The sequence below is a fragment of the Amycolatopsis sp. 195334CR genome (assembly GCF_017309385.1).
GTDB lineage: Bacteria > Actinomycetota > Actinomycetes > Mycobacteriales > Pseudonocardiaceae > Amycolatopsis.
In genome coordinates this window covers 3367789-3387078 of record NZ_JAFJMJ010000001.1, presented here as the reverse complement: position 1 = coordinate 3387078, position 19290 = coordinate 3367789, and the positions used below count along the sequence as shown (strand labels likewise).

At 69.2% G+C, this 19290-nt stretch carries 16 protein-coding genes; 8 read left to right on the top strand and 8 right to left on the bottom strand.

Features of this window, described 5'->3' with window-relative positions; translation table 11 throughout:
• Positions 1-9: 9 nt before the first annotated feature.
• From JYK18_RS16625 to JYK18_RS16605, 7 genes are all read right to left on the bottom strand, one after another.
• The gene (locus JYK18_RS16625) at positions 10-1119 is read right to left on the bottom strand and encodes an ABC transporter permease (RefSeq protein WP_206802909.1); all 1110 of its coding nucleotides are present in this window, start codon (positions 1117-1119) and stop codon (positions 10-12) included.
• Entirely contained in the window at positions 1116-2678 is a 1563-nt protein-coding gene (locus JYK18_RS16620; RefSeq protein ID WP_206802908.1) for an ABC transporter ATP-binding protein, read from the bottom strand. The genes JYK18_RS16625 and JYK18_RS16620 overlap by 4 nt, the downstream gene beginning before the upstream one ends.
• A 127-nt stretch (positions 2679-2805) precedes the next feature.
• Positions 2806-3921, bottom strand: coding sequence for a BMP family ABC transporter substrate-binding protein (locus JYK18_RS16615; protein WP_242581166.1), 1116 nt, complete (start codon positions 3919-3921; stop codon positions 2806-2808).
• 277 nt (positions 3922-4198) lie between these two features.
• The gene (locus JYK18_RS46720) at positions 4199-4438 is read right to left on the bottom strand and encodes a glycoside hydrolase family 97 C-terminal domain-containing protein (protein ID WP_307795927.1); all 240 of its coding nucleotides are present in this window, start codon (positions 4436-4438) and stop codon (positions 4199-4201) included.
• Between the two features lie 16 nt (positions 4439-4454).
• Entirely contained in the window at positions 4455-5228 is a 774-nt protein-coding gene (locus JYK18_RS46715; RefSeq protein WP_242581162.1) for a glycoside hydrolase family 97 catalytic domain-containing protein, read from the bottom strand.
• Positions 5177-5791 carry a glycoside hydrolase family 97 N-terminal domain-containing protein gene (locus JYK18_RS46710; protein ID WP_242579180.1) on the bottom strand — a complete coding sequence of 205 codons (615 nt, stop codon included), beginning with the start codon at positions 5789-5791 and terminating at the stop codon, positions 5177-5179. The genes JYK18_RS46715 and JYK18_RS46710 overlap by 52 nt, the downstream gene beginning before the upstream one ends.
• Positions 5792-5799: 8 nt before the next feature.
• Positions 5800-8640, bottom strand: a complete 2841-nt coding sequence (locus JYK18_RS16605) for a glycoside hydrolase family 95-like protein (RefSeq protein ID WP_206802906.1) — start codon at positions 8638-8640, stop codon at positions 5800-5802.
• Between the two features lie 331 nt (positions 8641-8971).
• On the opposite strand from JYK18_RS16605, the gene sdhC reads away from it, so the two are divergent.
• The 4 genes from sdhC to JYK18_RS16585 are packed head-to-tail and all read left to right on the top strand — an operon-like array spanning position 8972 to position 12432.
• Positions 8972-9418, top strand: a complete 447-nt coding sequence (gene sdhC / locus JYK18_RS16600) for a succinate dehydrogenase, cytochrome b556 subunit (protein ID WP_153035851.1) — start codon at positions 8972-8974, stop codon at positions 9416-9418.
• The gene (locus JYK18_RS16595; protein WP_153035852.1) at positions 9418-9834 is read left to right on the top strand and encodes a succinate dehydrogenase hydrophobic membrane anchor subunit; all 417 of its coding nucleotides are present in this window, start codon (positions 9418-9420) and stop codon (positions 9832-9834) included. Before sdhC ends, JYK18_RS16595 begins: the two co-directional genes overlap by 1 nt.
• A gap of 34 nt (positions 9835-9868) precedes the next feature.
• Positions 9869-11656 carry a succinate dehydrogenase flavoprotein subunit gene (gene sdhA, locus JYK18_RS16590; protein WP_206802905.1) on the top strand — a complete coding sequence of 596 codons (1788 nt, stop codon included), beginning with the start codon at positions 9869-9871 and terminating at the stop codon, positions 11654-11656.
• Complete coding sequence (locus tag JYK18_RS16585) at positions 11656-12432, top strand: succinate dehydrogenase iron-sulfur subunit (protein WP_206802904.1); 777 nt, start codon at positions 11656-11658, stop codon at positions 12430-12432. Before sdhA ends, JYK18_RS16585 begins: the two co-directional genes overlap by 1 nt.
• Positions 12433-12794: 362 nt before the next feature.
• On the opposite strand, the gene JYK18_RS16580 is transcribed toward JYK18_RS16585, so the two are convergent.
• Complete coding sequence (locus JYK18_RS16580) at positions 12795-13805, bottom strand: hypothetical protein (RefSeq protein ID WP_242579178.1); 1011 nt, start codon at positions 13803-13805, stop codon at positions 12795-12797.
• 166 nt (positions 13806-13971) lie between these two features.
• Here JYK18_RS16580 and JYK18_RS16575 point away from each other — a divergent pair, with 166 nt between their 5' ends.
• Genes JYK18_RS16575 through JYK18_RS16560 form a run of 4 tightly spaced genes read left to right on the top strand, consistent with a single transcriptional unit; the run spans position 13972 to position 19288 of the window.
• A complete protein-coding gene (locus JYK18_RS16575) occupies positions 13972-14991 on the top strand; it encodes a LacI family DNA-binding transcriptional regulator (RefSeq protein WP_242579176.1) in 1020 nt (339 codons plus the stop codon).
• Between the two features lie 13 nt (positions 14992-15004).
• The gene (locus tag JYK18_RS16570) at positions 15005-16606 is read left to right on the top strand and encodes an FAD-dependent oxidoreductase (protein WP_206802903.1); all 1602 of its coding nucleotides are present in this window, start codon (positions 15005-15007) and stop codon (positions 16604-16606) included.
• Between the two features lie 28 nt (positions 16607-16634).
• Complete coding sequence (locus tag JYK18_RS16565; RefSeq protein WP_206802902.1) at positions 16635-18776, top strand: hydantoinase/oxoprolinase family protein; 2142 nt, start codon at positions 16635-16637, stop codon at positions 18774-18776.
• Entirely contained in the window at positions 18773-19288 is a 516-nt protein-coding gene (locus JYK18_RS16560) for a hypothetical protein (protein ID WP_206802901.1), read from the top strand. Before JYK18_RS16565 ends, JYK18_RS16560 begins: the two co-directional genes overlap by 4 nt.
• Positions 19289-19290 lie beyond the last annotated feature (2 nt).

Genomic DNA, 19290 nt, shown 5'->3' with positions numbered 1-19290 from the left:
TCGGCACGCTCACACCGCACCCCCTTCGCTGACGTCGGCCGGCTTGCCGCGCTTGCGGCCGTTGCCCGCCAGTGCCCGCCCGACGCGCCGCTGCTCGGCGGCCAGGTCGGCGCGCCGCACGATCTCGTACGCGACCACGACGGACAGCACGATCGTGCCCTGCATGATGGTGGCGATCTCCTTCGGCACCTGGATCTGCTCCAGCGAGACCGCCGACTTGTCCAGGAAGGCCCACAGCACCGCGCCGAGCGCGATGCCCGCCGGGTGGTTGCGGCCGAGCAGCGCCACCGCGATGCCGGTGAAGCCGTAGCCCTGCGCGGCGGTGATGGCGTAGACGTGGTCGCGGCCGAGCAGTTCCGGCAGCGCGACCAGCCCGGCCACGCCACCGGAGAGCAGCATCGCGATCAGCGTCATCTTCTTGGCGTTCACGCCACCGGCCGCGGCGGCCGTGGTCGACTCGCCGCTGGCCTTCAGCTCGAAGCCGAAGCGCGTGCGGTTCAGCATGAACCAGTACGCGCCGCCGACCGCGATGGCGATCAGCACGAAGCCGAACAGCTCACCGAGGCGGCCGAGCGGGATGCCGGGGATCAGGCCCGAGTCGTCGATCGGCTCGGTGTGCACGTTGTTGCCGCGCTGCACGCCGAACTGCTCGGGGTTGATCAGGAAGGCGATGATGCCGATGACGATCGAGTTCAGCATGATCGTCGAGATGACCTCGCTGACCCCGCGGGTCACCTTCAGCACCGCCGGGATGGCCGCGTAGAGCATGCCCGCCAGCACCGCGACCAGGATGATCACGATCGCGTGGATGACCGGCGGCAGGTGCAGCGCGCCACCGGCGATCGCGGCGACCACCGCGGCGAACCGGTACTGGCCCTCCACGCCGATGTTGAACAGGTTCATCTGGAAGCCGATCGCCACCGCGAGCCCGGCCAGGTAGTACGGCGTGGCCAGGTTCAGCGTGTCGATCGCGGTGGTGCCCTTGAACAACTGGGCGATCATCGTGCCGAACGCCCGCAGCGGGTCGGCTCCCGAGATCAGCAGCGCCACCGTGCAGATCAGCACGGCGAACACGATCGCCAGCAGTGGTGGCAGCAGCTTGGTGCGCCACGAACTCATGCGACTTCACCTTCTTCAGCGGCACCGGTCATCGCCGAGCCCAGTTCCTGCGGCGTCACGGTCGCCGGGTCGGCCTCGCTGACCAGGCGCCCGCGCAGCATGACGCGGATCGTGTCGGAGAGCCCGATCAGCTCGTCCAGGTCCGCGGAGATCAGCAGCACGGCCAGCCCGTTGGCGCGGGCGACGCGGATCTGCTCCCAGATCAGCGCCTGCGCGCCGACGTCCACCCCGCGCGTCGGGTGCGAGGCGATCAGCAGCACCGGGTCGCCGGAGAGTTCCCGGCCCACCACCAGTTTCTGCTGGTTGCCGCCGGACAGCGCGGCGGCGGGCACGTCGATGCCCGGGGTCCGCACGTCGTAGTCGGCGACGATCCGCTCGGTGTCCTGGCGCGCGCCCGCGATGTCCAGCAGTTGCCCGCTGGCCACCGGTTTCCGCGTCTGGTACCCGAGAATTCTGTTGGCCCACAACGGTTGTGTCAGCAGCAGGCTGTGCCGCGTCCGGTCCTCGGCGATGTAGCCGATGCCGGCCTCACGGCGGGCCAGCGTGCCGAGCCTGGTCAGGTTGCGGACCTTGCCGTCGGCGTCGACGAGTTCGACCGTGCCGCCGGAGGCCTTGCGCATGCCCATGATCGTCTCGACCAGCTCGGTCTGCCCGTTGCCCTCGACCCCGGCCACGCCGAGCACCTCGCCGGCGCGCACGCTGAACGAGATGTCGTCGAGCACCGCCCGGTCCGAGCCCTCGACCTCCAGGCGCAGCCCCGAGATCCGGAGCACGTCGCGCTCGGTCACGGTGGACTCGCGGGTCTCCGGGCTGGGCAGTTCGCTGCCGACCATCATCTCGGCCAGCTCGCGCGAGCTGATCTTCTTCGGGTCGGCCGAGCCGACCGTGGTGCCGCGGCGGATCACCGTCACCGAGTCGGCGATCGCGCGCACCTCGTCGAGCTTGTGCGAGATGAAGATGAAGGTGAAGCCCTGGCGCTGCATGTCGCGCACGGTCTCGAAGAGCGCGTCGACCTCCTGCGGCACCAGCACGGCGGTCGGCTCGTCCAGGATGACGATCTTCGCGCCGCGGTAGAGCACCTTGACGATCTCGACCCGCTGGCGGTCGGCCACACCGAGGTCCTCGAGCAGGACGTCCGGGTCGGCGCGCAGGCCGGTGCGCTCGGCGAGTTCGGCCAGCCGCGCCTTGGCCGCGCGGCCGATGCCGTGCAGCGACTCGGCGCCGAGCAGCACGTTCTCGCGCACGGTCAGGTTGTCGGCGAGCATGAAGTGCTGGTGCACCATGCCGATCCCGGCCTTGATCGCGTCCTGCGGGTTGCGCAGCTCGACCTGGGTGCCGTTGACGGTGATGGTGCCCTCGTCCGGCCGTTGCATGCCGTAGAGGATCTTCATCAGGGTGGACTTGCCGGCGCCGTTCTCCCCGCAGACCGCGTGGACCTCGCCCTCGTACACGGTCAGATTGACGTCGGAGTTGGCGACCACGCCGGGAAAGCGCTTGGTGATCCCGGCCAGTTCGACCACCGGCCTGCGTGACCCGGGCTCGGGCTGCGGCTGTGTCATGACTACGAATGACTCCCGGAAACAACGCGGGGGGCCCGCCGGACGGGTTCGCCGCCGGAGGGCCCCACGCGTTTTGTGGAATAAAGCGGACTGTATTGATCTGGGGAGCGACCCCCAGACCCCCGCACTACTTCTGCGGCTTGTCGGACACGGTGATGGCGCCGCTGACGATCTGCGCCTTGTACCCGTCCAGCACGTCCTTGATGTCGTCGACCTTGCCACCGGAGGTGGCGTAGCCGACGCCGTCGACCTTGAGGTCGAACCGCTTGGGCAGGGTCGAGGTGTCGCCCTTGGCCACGGCCTTGATGAAGTCGAACACGGCCACGTCGACGCGCTTGATCATCGAGGTGATGATCACGTCCTTGGCGTTCTCCACCGTCTTCTGGTTGTACTGGTCGGAGTCCACCCCGATGGCCAGCGCCTTGCCCGAGGACTTCGCGGCCTCGAACACGCCCTTACCGGAGGCACCGGCGGCGTGGTAGATCACGTCCGCGCCCTTGTTGATCTGCGCGGCGGCCTTGATGTTGCCCTTGCCGGGGTCGTTGAAGCCGGAGATGTCACCGGCCGGGGTGAGGTACTCGTCCTCGATCTTGGCCTTGGACGAAGCCGCCTTCACACCCTGCAGGAAGCCCGCCTCGAACTTCTGGATCAGCGGGGTGTCCACCCCGCCGACGAAGCCGACGTGGCAGCTCTTGCTCTTGTAGACCGCGGCGACGCCGGCCAGGAACGAGCCCTGCTCCTCGGCGAACACCAGCGGGGTGACGTTCGGCGCCTGCACCGAGTCGTCGTCGACGATGGCGAACTTGGTGTCCGGGAACTTCGGCGCGACCGCCTTGATGGAGTCCGCGTAGGCGAAGCCGACCGCGATGATCGGGTTGAAGCCCTCGCTGGCCAGCTGGTTGAGGCGCTGCTGCTTCGAGTCCTCGGACTCGGTGCCGGTGGCGGTGCTCTCGCTGATCTCGGGCACACCCAGCTCGGCCTTGGCCTTGTCGGCGCCCGCGGCGGCGGCGTCGTTGAACGAGGCGTCACCCCGGCCACCCACGTCGTAGGCCAGCCCGACCTTCAGCTTCGAGGCGTCCACCTTCTCGCTGTCCTGGGCCTTGCTCTCCCCGGCCGGCGCCGCGGCGGGCGGCTTGGGCGCGGTGACGCAACCCTGTGCGCCCTGGTCGGCCGGTGCGGCGGCATCTCCGCCGGTGTTGCCGGAATCCTTCGCACAACCGGCCAGCGCCAGCACACCGGCCATGGCGACGGCGGCCAGTGTGCGATTGCGTGTACCGCGCACGGTGCTTCTCCCTCCCCGCTGTCTTTCACAACGGTGCCCGAGAACAACCCGGCTCCACTGCCGGGTTCGACGGGCGAACCGTACCCGTCCGCCATGACGGGGACACATCGACGGCACGCTACGTAACCCAAATGTTTGTTCACGGTTCGCCCGTGCGATCGATCGTGTACTCATGGTCACCGAAGCGTGGGGTCCCACAAGGCGCTTTGTGGGACCCCACGAGAGCGGAACGCCCAGCTCAGGGCGCGGGTCGCAGGTGCGCGGTGAACCCGCCGTGCTTCGCCACCGGCAGGTCGAGCACCGAAGCCGAGGTCACCTGCCGCGTCGAGAAGGCGATCTTCTGATCGGCACCGTCCGAGTACACCTCGGCGACCCAGTTCCCGGGCGGGAGGAAGCCGAGACCGGTGGACAGCCGCGTCGCCTCCCCGGCGATGATGCCGCCGACGAACCACTCGGCACCGGAGTGCCACGCCAGCACCGCCCGCTTCCCGGGGTCACCGTCGCGTCTCGTCCCAGACCGTCGGCACCACCCGCAGCAGCTGCTCGGCCAGCGGCTGCTTCGCGTAGTTGGCCGGGCTGTCCGCGAAGTGCTGCACCCCGGACTCGTACACCACGGCCAGTGCCAGCTCACCGGCGTCGCTGTTCGGCCGCACCCCGCTGAAGGTCACCGGGGTGAAGTCCGCCTCCACGGTGACCACGTGCGGCCAGGTCCGCTCGGTGCCGCGCGGGATGGGCGCGCCGTGGAAGTTCAGCATCAGCCGGTACTTCGCCGTCGCCGCGAAGACCTCGTCGTACCAGCGCATGCGGTCCTGCCCGTCGGACTCCACGAAGTCGATCTTGAGCCCGACCGCGCCCCAGTCGGCGTACTGCCGGAACAGCTTCTCCCGCTCGCTGTCGGTGTCGACGGTCTGCCACCGCACCCACAGCCAGATCTTCACGTTCCGCGCGTTCGCGTAGGCCACCAGTTCGGGGATCCAGCTCGCGTCCCAGCCGGAGTCGACCAGGTTGTCGGCCCACCACGACCAGGCCGCGGCGCCCGGCTTGATCCAGGACGTGTCGGCGATCTTCGACGGGCTCGCCAGATCGGTGACCAGATCGCTTTCGGTGACCGTGGCCAGGTCGCCGACCACCATCGTGCGCCACGGGGTGGCCAGCGGCCCGGTCGAGGTCTCGGCCGGGTCGGGCAGGGTGAGCCGGAGCGAGCCGCCGTCCAGGGTCAGCCGCGAGCCGCCGTACCGGCCGTCCACATCGGACTCCATGACGGCCAGCCAGCTGTCGCCGACGTGGAACAGCGAGGGGTAGCCGTACTCAGCCGTGCCTGAGCGGACAGCTTCGCGTGCACGTGCGCGCTCTCGTAGTCGCCGCGGCCGTTGTCGTAGGGCAGCAGGAAGGAGTCCGCATCGCCGGGCACCCGGAACTCCGAGGCCTCCCGCACCACCAGCTCGAACGGCTGCTGGGACGCGCTGGTCAGCTTCAGCGTCAGCTCGGAGGCGTCCAGGCTGTGCTGGGTCCGGCGCCCGGTGACGGTGGTGTACCGCTCGCTGACCACCCGCTGGGTCAGGCCGGTGAGCTCCAGGCCGGTGGTGAAGTCGGCGTGCGCCGCCTCCAGGCCCAGTGCCGAAGGCTCCAGCACGGTGGTCGCCCCGCGACGCACACCGAGGCTGAGCTTGCCCGCCTGGTCCAGCGCCACCTCCGCGACCGGACCACCGGCCCGCGCGGACATCCCGGGCGCGGTGATCGTCCAGCGCTCGGCCGCGGCGCCCAGCGCGGGCACGGCGACGGTGATCGCACCGGCCACCAGCACGGCGGCCGCCAGCGCGCGTTTCCTCATCGCTTTCCTCACTTTTCCAAGGTGATCGCGAACAGGTGCGGTCGAGGCCTGGTGGCGGCGGGCAGGGTGAGTGCTTTCGGGGAGCGGGCCGGGTCCAGCTCGATCGTCTGGTGGAAGATCGCCAGCTTCACCGGTTTCGGCCCGTCCTTGGCGTGCAGCTGGCTGGTGGTGATCGCCTCGCTTTCCCCGAACGCGGCGGAGTTCCGCCAGTCGGTGAGCCGCAGCGGCAGCTCCGCGGTGGAACCGTCGGTGTAGGTGATGGTCATCTTCGTGTTGGTGTTGCCGTTGTCGCTCGCGCCGAGCAGGTGCAGCGCGCGGAACGCCCCCGATGGCAACGCGATCGGCCCACCACCGGGCACGACGTTGTTCGGCGTGCCTTCGTGGCCGTTGACGAAGGTGAACTCGATGCCGTCGTCGACCACCTTCCCGGTCTGCGGCAGCTGCGCGGCGGGATAGGTGTTGCCCGCGCCGTCGAAATCGCCGTCACCGAGGTAGAACTCGCTGGTGATCGCGTCGTTGCCGAGGAACGCGGTGAGGTCGACCGGCACCGACGCGCCACCGGGCGGCAGTTCGGGCAGCCCCCACGGCGGCGCGGGCACGGTGGTCCGCACCGGCTCGATGACCAGGTCCGGCCGGGGTCCCTTCCGGTGCACCAGCACTTCGGCGTGCTTCGGCAGGTCGATCTCCAGCAGGCCGCCGGGCAGTTCGGTCCACTTCACCCGCCCACCAGAACCGGCGACCGTGAGCGGGCCGTCGATACCGGGCTTGAGCTTCAGCGGCTGCCCGGCCAGGCTGCGGACGCGCACGAACCGCGTGGTCCCGGCCTTGCGCACGGCACTCACCTCGAACGCGCCCTCGGCCAGGAAGTTGTGCAGGGTCACGTCGGCCCAGGCCCCGGGCACCGCCGGGAAGATCCGGATCACCCCGCCCCAGCTCTGGCACAGCATGTCGTGCAGGGACTGCGCCCCGGACAACGGCGTCTCGATCACCGGCCCGGCCTCGTAGTAGTTGGTGTTCGGCTGCGCGAACCTGGCGACGAACTCGCGCAGGTGGGCCAGCGCGTCGTCACCGCGGTTCAGCTGCGCGGAAATGGCGGCGGCGCCGGTGAAGCTGTAGCCGCGCAACGCGCCCTCGAAGCTGATCCAGTGCTCCAGCGACCGCTCGATCAACTCGCGGTCGCCTTCGGCGTTGACCAGGTACAGCGGGTAGACCGCGAGCATGTGCGAGTAGTGCCGGTGCGACTTCGCGAACGGCACGCCGGCGCCGACCATGAACCCGTTGGCGTCGGTCGGGTAGTCGACGAGCTTGTCCAGCACCTCGCGCCACTTGGGTTCCAGCGGGGAGGAAACGCCGAGGATCTTCGCGGTCTCCAGCAGCGTCGCGCAGCTCCACCGGATGAGGGCGAGGTCGTAGTTGCAGTCGGGCGCGCGGCCGTACTCGGGCGAGAAGGTGGGCGGCAGGTGCATCCGGCCGTCGGGGCCCAGGTAGAGGAAGTGCAGGTAGTAGTTGACCGCCTTGGTCAGCACCGGGAACAACACCTCGCGCAGCACCGAGGTGTCCATGGTGTGCCGGTAGGTCAGCCACACGTTGTGCAGTAACCACGGCAGGTCGCCGATCTCCGCGTCGCTGTTCGGGTTCGGCACGCCGACGTACCCGGCGTCGGCGAACCGCGCGTCCGTGCTGCGGCGCAGGCCCATCGAATCGTGCCGGTACTCCGGGCGCAGGCCGTCCACCAGCACCTGCTGGTTCTCCTGGATCGTGCGCGGGATCGGGTCGAGTTCCAGGTGGTTCGAGCCGTAGACGGGCCAGTATTCGAGCTGCGCGTTGAGGTTCCACCACACCGACGGCCACGGCGTCGGCTCGATCCACGGTCCGGTGGTCGCCATCACCGGCGCCGCCGCCCTGGCCGCCGAGGCGAGTTTGTACAGCTGGATCCAGTAGAAGCTCTGGAGCAGGCCGTCCGGAATGGACAGGAAGCTGCGCCGGTAGAAGGTGTGCCACCAGTCCCGGTGGGCCCGCTCGTCGGCGGCCCCGGCGGCGATCGCGCGCACCCGCTGCTCCGCGTCCGCCGCCGGGAAGCTGTGGGTCGTCGAGAGCAGCAGGTCCGCGCCACCCGGCGAGCGGCGCACGCGGTAGGCCGTCGCCGTCTGCCCACCCGCGACCATCGGCTGCACGACCACGGTCAGCTCGCCTTCGGTGGTGGTGACCGGCGGCGGGTTGGGGGTGAAGTTCGCCGGCGGGTCCTCGCGAACGGTGCGCGGGCTGACCGCGGGGAGCGGGGTGAACTCCAGCTCGAACTCGCGCTCGCCGCCGTCCGCGCTGACCTCCAGGTGGAACAGCTCGCGCTCCGCCTGCACGAACGAGCGAATCGCCAGTTCACCCGAGGTGGTGAAAACGGTGCCGCGCAGCTCGGCGTTCCACAGGACCAGGCGCAGGTCGACGCCGGTGATCTCGCCGACCGGGGTCAGCCGCACCCGGCCGACCGGCAGCCGCGCGACGCCCCATTCGTTGCCGAACTTCGGGCGGTGGTCCTGCACCTCGCTGTGGTCCACGGTGAACCGCAGCGCGTTCGCGCCCGGCTCGCGGTAGACCTGCACGCCGAGGAAACCGTTGCCCAGGAACGGGCCTTCGTACCAGGTCCGGGGCACGCGCCGCCAGACGAGGTCCTGCCCGGCGAGGAAGCGCGCCCATTCGCCGTCCGTGCGCATCCGGTCGCGCAGCCAGCCGCTCGGCTCCGGCACCGCCTCCTCAGCGGCCGTCGCGGGTGGCGCGCCCAGTACCGCTCCGGCCACCACCCCACCGGCCAGTCCGTGCAGCCGTCGCCGGGAGAACTCGCCACGATGAGCCATCAAGAGCTCCATTGATCGGATGTCTCGGTCTTGAACAACGTATGACCGTAGACAATTACCGTCAACGAACCGGAGTTGGTCGCACACGGATGGCCGATAGATCCGATGTAAGCGCTCTCGTAAGCCGGGTCAGCCGAACCGCACGGACATAACGCTCATCACATACGGCAACCCGAGGGTGAGCCCCGCGTCAAGGGCAGGTCTAGCATCCTCTGCATCCACGCCCGATGACCTTGACCAAGGCGTCGTCACCGGAGAAGTCGCAGGTGAACACGTCGAAGCCAGGTCACCGGGGTTCAAGTCCATCAGTGACGTTGGAGGCCGTTCACCGATGTCCACCACTGCTGGCGCCGCGAGCGAAGCGGCGCAAAGCGATCGGGCGGGTGCCTCGCGCCGGAACGGGACGTTCTACCGCGGTGACCCCGGCATGTGGTCCTGGGTCCTGCACCGGATCACCGGCGTGCTCACGTTCTTCTTCCTCTTTGTCCACGTGCTCGACACCGCGCTCGTCCGCGTCTCCCCGAACGCCTACGACGAGGTCATCGAGACCTACAAGACCCCGATCGTCAACCTGATCGAGGTCGGCCTGGTCGGCGCCGTGCTGTTCCACGCGCTCAACGGGCTGCGGGTGATCCTGGTCGACTTCTGGTCGAAGGGCCCGCGCTACCAGAAGCAGATGCTCTGGAGCCTGGTCGGGCTGTGGGTGCTGGTGATGGTCCCCGGCACCTACTTCATGCTGGAGCGGACCGTCAGCACGATGTTCGGAGGCGGTCACTGATGAGCGCAGCGCTCCCACTCGACAAGCCGCGCAGCCCGCGGCGCCCGGCCGCCCGGCGCAGCAACTTCGAGCTGTACAGCTGGCTGTTCATGCGCATCTCCGGCGTCGCGCTGATGGTGCTGGTGCTCGGCCACCTGTTCATCATGAACATCCTCGACGGCGGCGTGCACCGGATCAACTGGGGCTTCGTGGCCGGCCGCTGGGCCTCGCCGTTCTGGCAGTTCTGGGACCTGTCCATGCTGTGGCTGGCCCAGCTGCACGGCGGCAACGGCGTGCGCACGATCATCGACGACTACGCGCGCAAGGACAGCACGCGGTTCTGGCTGAAGATCGTGCTCTACGTCTCGATGGTGCTGATCCTCGCCGTGGGCACCATGGTGATCTTCACCTTCGACCCGGACATGCCGGCCAGCTAACCCACCACACACGGTCTTCAGGAAGAAGCGGCAAATGCAGTTCCACAAGTACGACGTGGTGATCGTCGGGGCGGGCGGCGCCGGCATGCGCGCCGCCATCGAGGCAGGCCAGCGCACCCGCACCGCGGTGCTGACCAAGCTGTACCCGACGCGGTCGCACACCGGTGCCGCCCAGGGCGGGATGTGCGCGGCACTGGCCAACGTCGAAGAGGACAACTGGGAGTGGCACACCTTCGACACGGTCAAGGGTGGTGACTACCTCACCGACCAGGACGCCGCCGAGATCATGGCCAAGGAGGCCATCGACGCGGTGCTCGACCTGGAGAAGATGGGGCTCCCGTTCAACCGGACCCCCGAGGGCAAGATCGACCAGCGCCGGTTCGGCGGGCACACCCGCGACCACGGCAAGGCCGCGGTGCGCCGCGCCTGCTACGCCGCGGACCGCACCGGCCACATGATCCTGCAGACGCTGTACCAGAACTGCGTCAAGCACGGCATCGAGTTCTACAACGAGTTCTACGTGCTCGACATCGCGATGACCGACACCCCGGACGGCCCGAAGGCCTCCGGCGCGATCGCCTACGAGCTGGCCACCGGCGAGATCCACGTCTTCCAGGCCAAGTCCATCGTGTTCGCCACCGGCGGCTTCGGCAAGGTCTTCAAGACCACCTCGAACGCGCACACGCTGACCGGCGACGGCATGGGCATCTACTTCCGCAAGGGCCTGCCGCTGGAGGACATCGAGTTCTACCAGTTCCACCCGACCGGCCTGGCCGGGCTGGGCATCCTGCTCACCGAGGGCGCCCGCGGCGAGGGCGCGATCCTGCGCAACGAGTCGGGCGAGCGGTTCATGGAGCGGTACGCGCCGACGATCAAGGACCTGGCGCCCCGTGACATCGTCGCCCGGTCGATGGTGCTCGAGGTGCTCGAAGGCCGCGGCGCCGGGCCGAACAAGGACTACGTGCTGCTGGACTGCACCCACCTCGGGGCCGAGGTGCTGGAGACCAAGCTGCCGGACATCACCGAGTTCGCCCGCACCTACCTGGGCGTGGACCCGGTCGAGGAGCCGGTGCCGGTGTACCCGACCGCGCACTACGCGATGGGCGGCATCCCGACCAACGTCCACGGCGAGGCGTTGCGGGACAACAACAACGTCATCCCCGGCCTGTACGCCGCCGGTGAGGTGGCCTGCGTGTCGGTGCACGGCGCGAACCGCCTGGGCACCAACTCGCTGCTGGACATCAACGTGTTCGGCCGCCGCGCCGGCATCGCCGCCGCGGAGTACGCCGCCGGCCACGACTTCGTCGAGCTGCCGGACAACCCGGCGCACCTGGTCGAGGGCATGGTCGAGCACCTGCGCACCGCGCACGGCGGGGAGCGGGTCGCCGACATCCGGACCGAGCTGCAGCAGACGATGGACTCGAACGCGGCGGTCTACCGCACCGAGGACACGCTGAAGCAGGCGCTGACCGACGTGCAGGCGCTCAAGGAGCGCTACGGCCGGATCGCGGTGCAGGACAAGGGCAAGCGGTTCAACACCGACCTGCTCGAGGCGATCGAGCTGGGCTTCCTGCTCGACCTCGCCGAGGCGCTGGTGGTGGCCGCGCTGGCGCGCAAGGAGTCCCGCGGCGGGCACGCGCGCGAGGACTACCCGAACCGCGACGACGTGAACTTCATGCGGCACTCGATGTCGTACAAGCAGATGCCGGAGGAAGAGGACCCGGACGCCCCGCTCGGGCTGACCGGTTTCCTCGCGGACATCCGGCTGGACTACAAGCCGGTGACCTTCACCCGGTACGAGCCGATGGAGCGGAAGTACTGATGACCGCGGTAGCCGAACAGGCGCACGACACCTCGCAGATCCCCGCCCCGGAGGGCTCGCTCACCGTCACGGTGAAGATCCTGCGGTTCAACCCGGAGTTGGACTCCGAGCCGCACTGGGAGTCCTACGACGTGCCGGCGCTGCCGACCGACCGAGTGCTCAACCTGCTGATGAGCATCAAGAACTACGTGGACGGCACGCTGTCGTTCCGCAGGTCCTGCGCGCACGGCATCTGCGGGTCCGACGCCATGCAGATCAACGGGATCAACCGGCTGGCCTGCAAGGTGCTGGTGAAGGACCTGCTGGCGAAGAAGGGCAAGCCGACCACCATCTCGATCGCGCCGATCAAGGGTCTGAAGACGGAGAAGGACCTCTACGTCGACATGGAGCCCTTCTTCGAGGCGTTCCGCGCGGTGAAGCCGTACCTCATCTCGTACGGCAACGAGCCGACGCGCGAGCGGGTCCAGTCCATCGCGGACCGGGAGCGCTTCGACGACACCACGAAGTGCATCCTGTGCGCGTGCTGCACCTCGTCGTGCCCGGTCTACTGGAGCGATGGCTCCTACTTCGGCCCGGCGGCGATCGTCAACGCCCACCGGTTCATCTTCGACTCCCGTGACGAAGGCGCCGAAGAACGCCTCGACATCCTGAACGATGCCGAAGGCGTGTGGCGGTGCCGCACCACCTTCAACTGCACCGATGCCTGCCCGCGCGGCATCCAGGTCACCAAGGCGATCCAGGAAGTCAAACGCGCCCTCCTGTTCAAGCGCGTCTGACCCGCTGTGAATGTGGCTTTCACTGCAGATTCCGCAGTGAAAGCCACATTCACAGCACAGAACAGGGCCCGACCGGGTGCCAACGGGAAGCCGGGCGCCAACCGGACACCGGAGCCACTCGGGCGCCAACGGGCAGCCGGGGCGCCAACGGGAAGCCCGGGTGCCAACGGGACACCGGCAGCCACCCGGGTGCCTACCGGCGGCCGGGCACGAGACGGAACCACCCCGCCACCCATCCCCTCCCCATCCCCGGTCCACAGCCAAAAACACGGCGAAGGCCGGTTAGTCAAGGCATCTTTCCCGCCTTGACTAACCGGCCTTCGCCGTAGTCACAATAAAAAACCGGGGTGGCTACCCCACCCTCACACCGCCCGGGCAATCGCAATAGACCCCTCCAACCGCGCCCCCGCCTCATAAATCATGTACTCCACGCCCCCATCCGTCCCGAACGACGGCGCCGCGCACCGCCCGTTGTCCGGGGCTCCCGCCATCGGCGCGTGAAACACCCCCAAATGCCTCCGCTTACCGAAGTCATTCCCCACCTCGGTAATCCGCATCGACCCGCCCGCCTCGATGTTCGTGTGGTACACCACATACGTAGACCCATTCCGCGACACCACATGCGGCGCCCCGATGTTCTGCGCCCCCACCTCCTCCGGCCGGATCAGCGGCTCCTGCGAGAACGTCCAGTTCCGCGCATCCGCCGACCACCCCCACCCGATCGACCGCCGGTTCGTCTGGTTGTTGATCATGAAAACCATCACGTACCGGGCACCGAGCCGAGGCAGCTCGTGCCGGAACACCCGCGCATACGAAGTCTCCGTCGTCCCTGACGGCATCAACCGCGTCGACAACACCTCCTTGTCGTAGGTGAAATTGATCCCGTCCTTCGACCGCGCCAATCTCGTCACCGTGTTCTCACCGTGGAAGTACAGGAAGATCTCCTTCGAATCCTCATTCCACATCGCGTGCGGTGACGACACATGCGAAACGCTGTACTCACCCGGCCAGTTCCGCGAAATGATCGGGTTCGCCGGGTACTCGGTGTACGGCCCGCCCAGCGAATCCGCATAGGCCAGGCAGATCCCACCGGGCGCGTCGTGCGGCGCGTAGTACAGGTAGAACCGGCCGCGAGCCCCGGGAATCCGGCCGACCGTCCCCCGCACGCACGGGAAGATCAACTCCCCCGTCGGGTTGTACTTGAGCGCGTTCTTGTCGAACGCCGTCCGCAGATACTTGTACGTGGGAAAACCGGGAGGCGCGGCGGACGCGGGCAGCGCCGAACCCACCGCCAGCCCCACACCCGTCCCAGCCGCGATCTTCAGCGCGGTTCGCCGGTTCCACAGTTCACTCATCGCCAGCTCCTTCGTCATCGGAGGATGGCCGCGAGTGTGAGCAGCGCAAACCGCCCGGTCAAGGTGCTAATACGTATTAGTCCCGCCCAATCGCCAAACCGGACAGAATGGTTGACTTCCCGCCCGCCACCGCTCAGCCTTCAGCTAATCCGCATTAGCAAGGAGCCGAGCCAGGAGGCCCCCGATGACCACCCGCCGCGCCCTGCCCCGCCAGGCGGACATCGCCCGTGAGGCCGGCGTCTCGCAGGCGACCGTCTCGGTGGTGCTCAGCGGCAACCGCGCCCGCGTCCGGATGGCCGAGACCACCCGCCTCCGGGTGCTCGAAGCCGCCGAGAAGCTCGGTTACGTCCCCGACCCGGTCGCCACGCGACTGGCGTCCTCGCGCAACCACATGCTCGGCCTGTACACCTTCAAGACCACCTTCCCGACCGACGTGGCCGACTCGTACTACCCGATCCTGGTCGGCGTCGAGGAGGAAGCGGCCGCGCTCGGGCAGGACCTGATCCTGTTCACCGGCCGCGGTGGCGCCGACCGGCGGGCCCACGACGCGGCGGCCATCCGGCGCACCCGCGTCGCCGACGGCTGCCTCTTCTTCGGCAGGCACGTGCCGGACGAAGCCATCGGCAGCCTCCTCGAATCCGGCTTCCCGTTCGTCTACATAGGACGCAGAGCCGAACTGGACGGCCGGATCCCGTTCGTCGGCGCGGACTACGTCTCGGCCACGAAAGCCGTGGTCGAGCAACTGGTCCACAACGGACACCGCAGGATCTGCTACCTCCGCGAACAGGATGACGCGCCCTCGTCCACCGACCGCGAGCGCGGCTTCCGCGAAGCCACCGCCGGACTGCCCGCCACCGTGCACCGCCTCGACGGCGGCCTCGATCTCGACGCCTGGCTCCGGGACGGCATCACCGCAGTGGTCGTCGAGGAAACAGACACCTCGACCGCCTACACCGCGATCATCAAAGCGCTCGAAGCCCGCGGCCTCACCTGCCCGCGCGACCTCTCCCTGGCCGTGCTCGGCCGCCCGCCGGTCGACACCGACGTCACCGGCTTCTCCGTACCCCGCCGCGAAATGGGCAGGCAGGCCGTGCGCCTGCTGGTCCGCCTGATCACCCGGGAGATCGGCCAGGACTCCCCGGCCGCGCGGCACCTCCTGCCCTGTGAACCGGTCGACGGCACCACCGTCGCCCCCGTGTACTGAAAGAAGCTCCAGCATGAACGAACTGTCCACCGAAATCCTCGTCGTCGGTGGTGGCCTCGGCGGGGTCGCCGCCGCGCTGGCCGCCGCGCGTGCCGGGCACCGCGTGGTGCTCACCGAGGAGACCACGTGGATCGGCGGCCAGCTGACCGCGCAGGCCGTGCCGCCGGACGAGAACCCCTGGATCGAGCGCTTCGGGTCCACCGCCACCTACCGTCGGCTGCGCGAGGGCATCCGCGACTACTACCGCCGCCACTACCCGCTGCGTGCCGAGGCCCGCGGCCTGACCGACCTGAACCCCGGTGCCGGCCGGGTGAGCAAGCTCTGCGCCGAGCCCAGGGTCGCGCTGGCCGTGCTGGAAGCCATGCTGGCGCCGGAGATCAGCGCCGGCCGGATCACCCTGCTGACCGGGCACCGGCCGGTTTCCGCCGAAACCTCCGGGGACCAGGTCGAATCCGTGCGGCTGACCGACGAGGGCGGCAACCTGATCGACGTCCAGGCCCAGTACGTGCTCGACGCCACCGAGAACGGCGACCTCCTTCCGCTGGCGGGCGTCGAATTCGCCGTCGGTGCCGAGGCGCGGTCCGAGTACGACGAGCCGAACGCCCCGGACTCCGCCGATCCCGGCAACCTCCAGGGCATCACCTACTGCTTCGCCATGTCCCACCACAGTGGACAGAACCACGTGATCGACCGCCCGGAGATGTACGACTTCTGGCGCTCGTACCAGCCGGACTTCTGGCCCGGCCCGCTGCTCGGCTTCCTCGCACCCGACCCGCGCACGCTGGAACCGGTGCCCCGGACCTTCGTGCCCAACCCGGACAACGACCCGCTCGCGATCAGCGCCGACCAGAGCGCCGACGCCGGCGACAAGGAGCTGTGGGGCTTCCGGCGGATCCTGGCCAGGGGCATGCACACCCCCGGCTCGTTCGACTCCGACATCACCCTGGTCAACTGGCCGCTCAACGACTACTGGCTGCGGCCCGCACTGGAGATCGACGGGATCGCCGACGCCGAAACGGTGAAGAAAGCGCACCACGAAGCCAAACAGCTGAGCCTGTCGGTGCTCTACTGGCTCCAGACCGAGGTCGGCTTCCCCGGCCTGAAGCTGCGCCACGACGTCACCGGCACCGCCGACGGACTGGCGAAATCCGCCTACGTCCGGGAGTCCCGGCGCATCAAGGCGGTCACCACCGTGACCGAGCACCACGTCTCGCTCGACCTGCTCGGCCCGCACGGCCGCGCGCACCACGCCGATTCGGTCGGCATCGGCAGCTACCGGATCGACCTGCACCCGTCCACCTCGGGCGACAACTACGTGGACGTGGCGAGCGTGCCGTTCGAGATCCCGCTCGGCGCGCTGCTGCCGCGGCGGGTGGAGAACCTGTTGCCCGCGGCCAAGAACCTCGGCACCACGCACATCACCAACGGCTGCTACCGGCTGCACCCGGTGGAGTGGAACGTCGGCGAGGTGGCCGGTCACCTGGCCGGGTTCGCCCTGCGCCGCGGGGTCGCGCCGCGCAAGGTGCAGGCCGACGAATCGCTCTTCGGCGAGTTCGCCCAGCTGCTCGACCGGGCCGGGGTGGAACGCCGCTGGCCCGACGTCCGCGGTTACTGACCGCGGTTACCCGAATCGGAGTTTCGAGATGACTGCAACGACGCAGAACGTCCGGATCGGCATCGACGTCGGCGGCACCTTCACCGACGCGGTGGCGGTGGACGCGGCGACCTTCGCCCTGCTCGGCCAGGTCAAGGTCCCCACCAGCCACAACCACGAAGACGGGGTGGCGCACGGCATCCTCACCGCGCTGCGGCGGCTGCACGAGCAGACCGGGATCGACCCGGCCGCCGTGTCGTTCCTGGCGCACGGCACCACGCAGGCGACGAACGCGCTACTCGAAGGCGATGTGGCCACCGTCGGCATCGCCGGGATCGGGCACGGTTTCGACGGCTGGGCCACCGGACGACTGCGTTCGCTGCGCAAGCTGGAACTCGCACCCGGCCGTCCGCTGCCGATCCGGTACGCCGCGGTGAAGGACGCCCAAGCCCCCGAGGCGGTCAAGGAAGCCGTCGTCAAACTGCATTCGGCCGGCGCGGAAGTGATCGTGGCCGTGGAACCGTTCAGTGTGGACGATCCCTCCGGTGAACGCGCGGTGGTCACCGAGGCTCGCGCGCAGCACCTCCCGGCCACCGCCACCCACGAGATCACCGGCCTCTATGGACTGTCCAAACGAGCCAGAACCGCGGTGCTCAACGCCGGGATCATGCCCCGGATGATCGACACCGCGGACCTGGTGGACCGCAGTGTCGCGGCAGCGGGCATCAGCGCGCCGCTGATGGTGATGCGCGGTGACGGCGGCGTGATGTCGCTGGCGGAGATGCGCAAGCGGCCGCTGCTCACCGCGTTGTCCGGCCCTGCCGCGGGCGTCGCGGGCGCGCTGATGGGCGAACGGCTCAGCGAGGGCATCTTCCTGGAAACCGGCGGCACGTCGACCGACATCAGCGTGGTTCGCCGAGGGAAAGTCCAGGTGCGGCACGCGAAACTCGGTGGCCGTGAGACCTACCTGCCCGCGCTCGACGTGCGCACGGTCGGCATCGGCGGCGGCTCGCTGGTCCGGATCTCCGGCCAGTCGGTCACCGCGGTCGGACCGCGCAGCGCGCACATCGCCGGTCTGCCCTACGCCTGCTTCGCCGAGAAGCTCGACGACGCGAAGCTGATCACCGTGTCGCCCAAGGACGGCGACCCGGCCGACTACGCCGCACTGGAAACGGCGGACGGCACCCGGTACGCCATCACGCTCACCTGCGCGGCCAACGCGCTCGGCGTGGTTCCCGACGACAGTTACGCGCACGCCGATCCGGAGGTCGCGAAACGGGCACTCGCCCCGCTCGCCGCCGCGCTCGGGGTGAGCGTCGAGCAGGCCGCGACGGCCGTGCTGGAACAGGCGATCAAGCCGGTCAAGGCGGTGGTCGACGAGCTGGTCGAGGCCTACCGGCTCGACGCCGTCACCCTGGTCGGCGGCGGTGGTGGCGCGGCGGCGGTCACCCCGTTCCTCGGCCGTGCGTCCACTATGGACTGGCGGATCGCGAAGCACAGCGAGGTGATCAGCCCGCTCGGCGCCGCGCTGGCGATGGTGCGGGAGTCGGTCGAGCGCATCGTGCCGAATCCCTCGCACAGTGACGTGCTGGCGACCCGCGCGGAAGCCGAACGCGCTGTGGTCGCCCAGGGTGCCGACCCCGCCGGGGTGGACGTGGACGTGACGGTCGACCCGCAGCGGAACCTGATCCGCGCGGTCGCCACCGGTACCACCGAACTGCGCACCAAGGACCGCGCCGGGAAGCTGGACGAAACCGAGGTGCGCCAGGAGGTCGCGCGCTCGCTCAGCGTCGAACCCGGTGTCGTGCGCGAACTCGCGGCCACCCCGCACCACCGGGTGTGGGGCGCGAAGACCCGGAAATCCGGTTTCCTGGGGCGGTTCTCCCGGCCCGCGGAGCAGATCCGGGTGGTGGACGGCGAAGGCGTGATCCGGCTGCACCTGTCCGGCGCGCACCTCGCCGAGACCACCGCGGGTGAGGCCAACGCGCGCCTGACCGACCTGGTCACCGAGCACACCTCCGTCGGCGACGGCGGTTCCCGCGCACCGGCGGTCTACCTGCTGGCCGGGCCGAAGATCGCCGACCTGTCCGGGGTGCTGGACCGGGAGCAGCTGCTCGCGCTGATCGGCGCCGAACTCGGCACCCGGCAACCGGACGAGCCGCTGGTCGCGTTGCTGGAGGACCGGCGATGAACGTGGACCTGAGCGCGGAGTTCCTCGCCGCCACCCCGACGCACGAAAACCGCTCCACCGAACAACTCCGGGCATGGGCGCGGATCGCCCTGGACTACGGCGACGAACTCGCCGCGGCGCACCCGGAACTCCCGCAGTTGGACATCCGCGAGAAGACCGGCGGGAAGCGGCCCGGTGAAGTGCTGCTCGCGGAGTACCACCACCGCGACCACCGTGTGACGCTCTACCGCGACAGCCTGGATTTCGCCCGCGAGGTCAGCGCGAAACGCGGCTGCCCCCTCGCGCCGGAGAAGCTGCGACGGGCGGCCATCGCGCACGAGGTCGGGCACCACCTGCTGCACGGGCCGCGCACCCGCGAGCTGAACCGCCGCCTGGGGCACCGCGTGTTCCGCCTGCGCGCCCACGTGGCAGGCGCCGACGAGCTGGTCGTGCACCGCTACGCCCAGCGCCTCAGCGGCATCGATCCGTTGCTGCTCAACAACTTCCTCATCGACGCACTCCCGGGAGCCTGACC

Excerpts from the sequence above, each read along its gene's own strand:
- JYK18_RS16575 (WP_242579176.1), top strand. The coding sequence starts at position 13,972 with ATGACCACCCGCCGCGCCCTGCCCCGCCAGGCGGACATCGCCCGTGAG.
- JYK18_RS16595 (WP_153035852.1), top strand. The coding sequence starts at position 9,418 with ATGAGCGCAGCGCTCCCACTCGACAAGCCGCGCAGCCCGCGGCGCCCG.
- JYK18_RS46710 (WP_242579180.1), bottom strand. The coding sequence starts at position 5,791 with ATGAGGAAACGCGCGCTGGCGGCCGCCGTGCTGGTGGCCGGTGCGATC.
- JYK18_RS16560 (WP_206802901.1), top strand. The coding sequence starts at position 18,773 with ATGAACGTGGACCTGAGCGCGGAGTTCCTCGCCGCCACCCCGACGCAC.
- JYK18_RS16585 (WP_206802904.1), top strand. The coding sequence starts at position 11,656 with ATGACCGCGGTAGCCGAACAGGCGCACGACACCTCGCAGATCCCCGCC.
- JYK18_RS16565 (WP_206802902.1), top strand. The coding sequence starts at position 16,635 with ATGACTGCAACGACGCAGAACGTCCGGATCGGCATCGACGTCGGCGGC.
- JYK18_RS16625 (WP_206802909.1), bottom strand. The coding sequence starts at position 1,119 with ATGAGTTCGTGGCGCACCAAGCTGCTGCCACCACTGCTGGCGATCGTG.
- JYK18_RS16620 (WP_206802908.1), bottom strand. The coding sequence starts at position 2,678 with ATGACACAGCCGCAGCCCGAGCCCGGGTCACGCAGGCCGGTGGTCGAA.
- sdhA (WP_206802905.1), top strand. The coding sequence starts at position 9,869 with ATGCAGTTCCACAAGTACGACGTGGTGATCGTCGGGGCGGGCGGCGCC.
- sdhC (WP_153035851.1), top strand. The coding sequence starts at position 8,972 with ATGTCCACCACTGCTGGCGCCGCGAGCGAAGCGGCGCAAAGCGATCGG.
- JYK18_RS16615 (WP_242581166.1), bottom strand. The coding sequence starts at position 3,921 with ATGGCCGGTGTGCTGGCGCTGGCCGGTTGTGCGAAGGATTCCGGCAAC.
- JYK18_RS16605 (WP_206802906.1), bottom strand. The coding sequence starts at position 8,640 with ATGGCTCATCGTGGCGAGTTCTCCCGGCGACGGCTGCACGGACTGGCC.
- JYK18_RS16570 (WP_206802903.1), top strand. The coding sequence starts at position 15,005 with ATGAACGAACTGTCCACCGAAATCCTCGTCGTCGGTGGTGGCCTCGGC.
- JYK18_RS16580 (WP_242579178.1), bottom strand. The coding sequence starts at position 13,805 with ATGACGAAGGAGCTGGCGATGAGTGAACTGTGGAACCGGCGAACCGCG.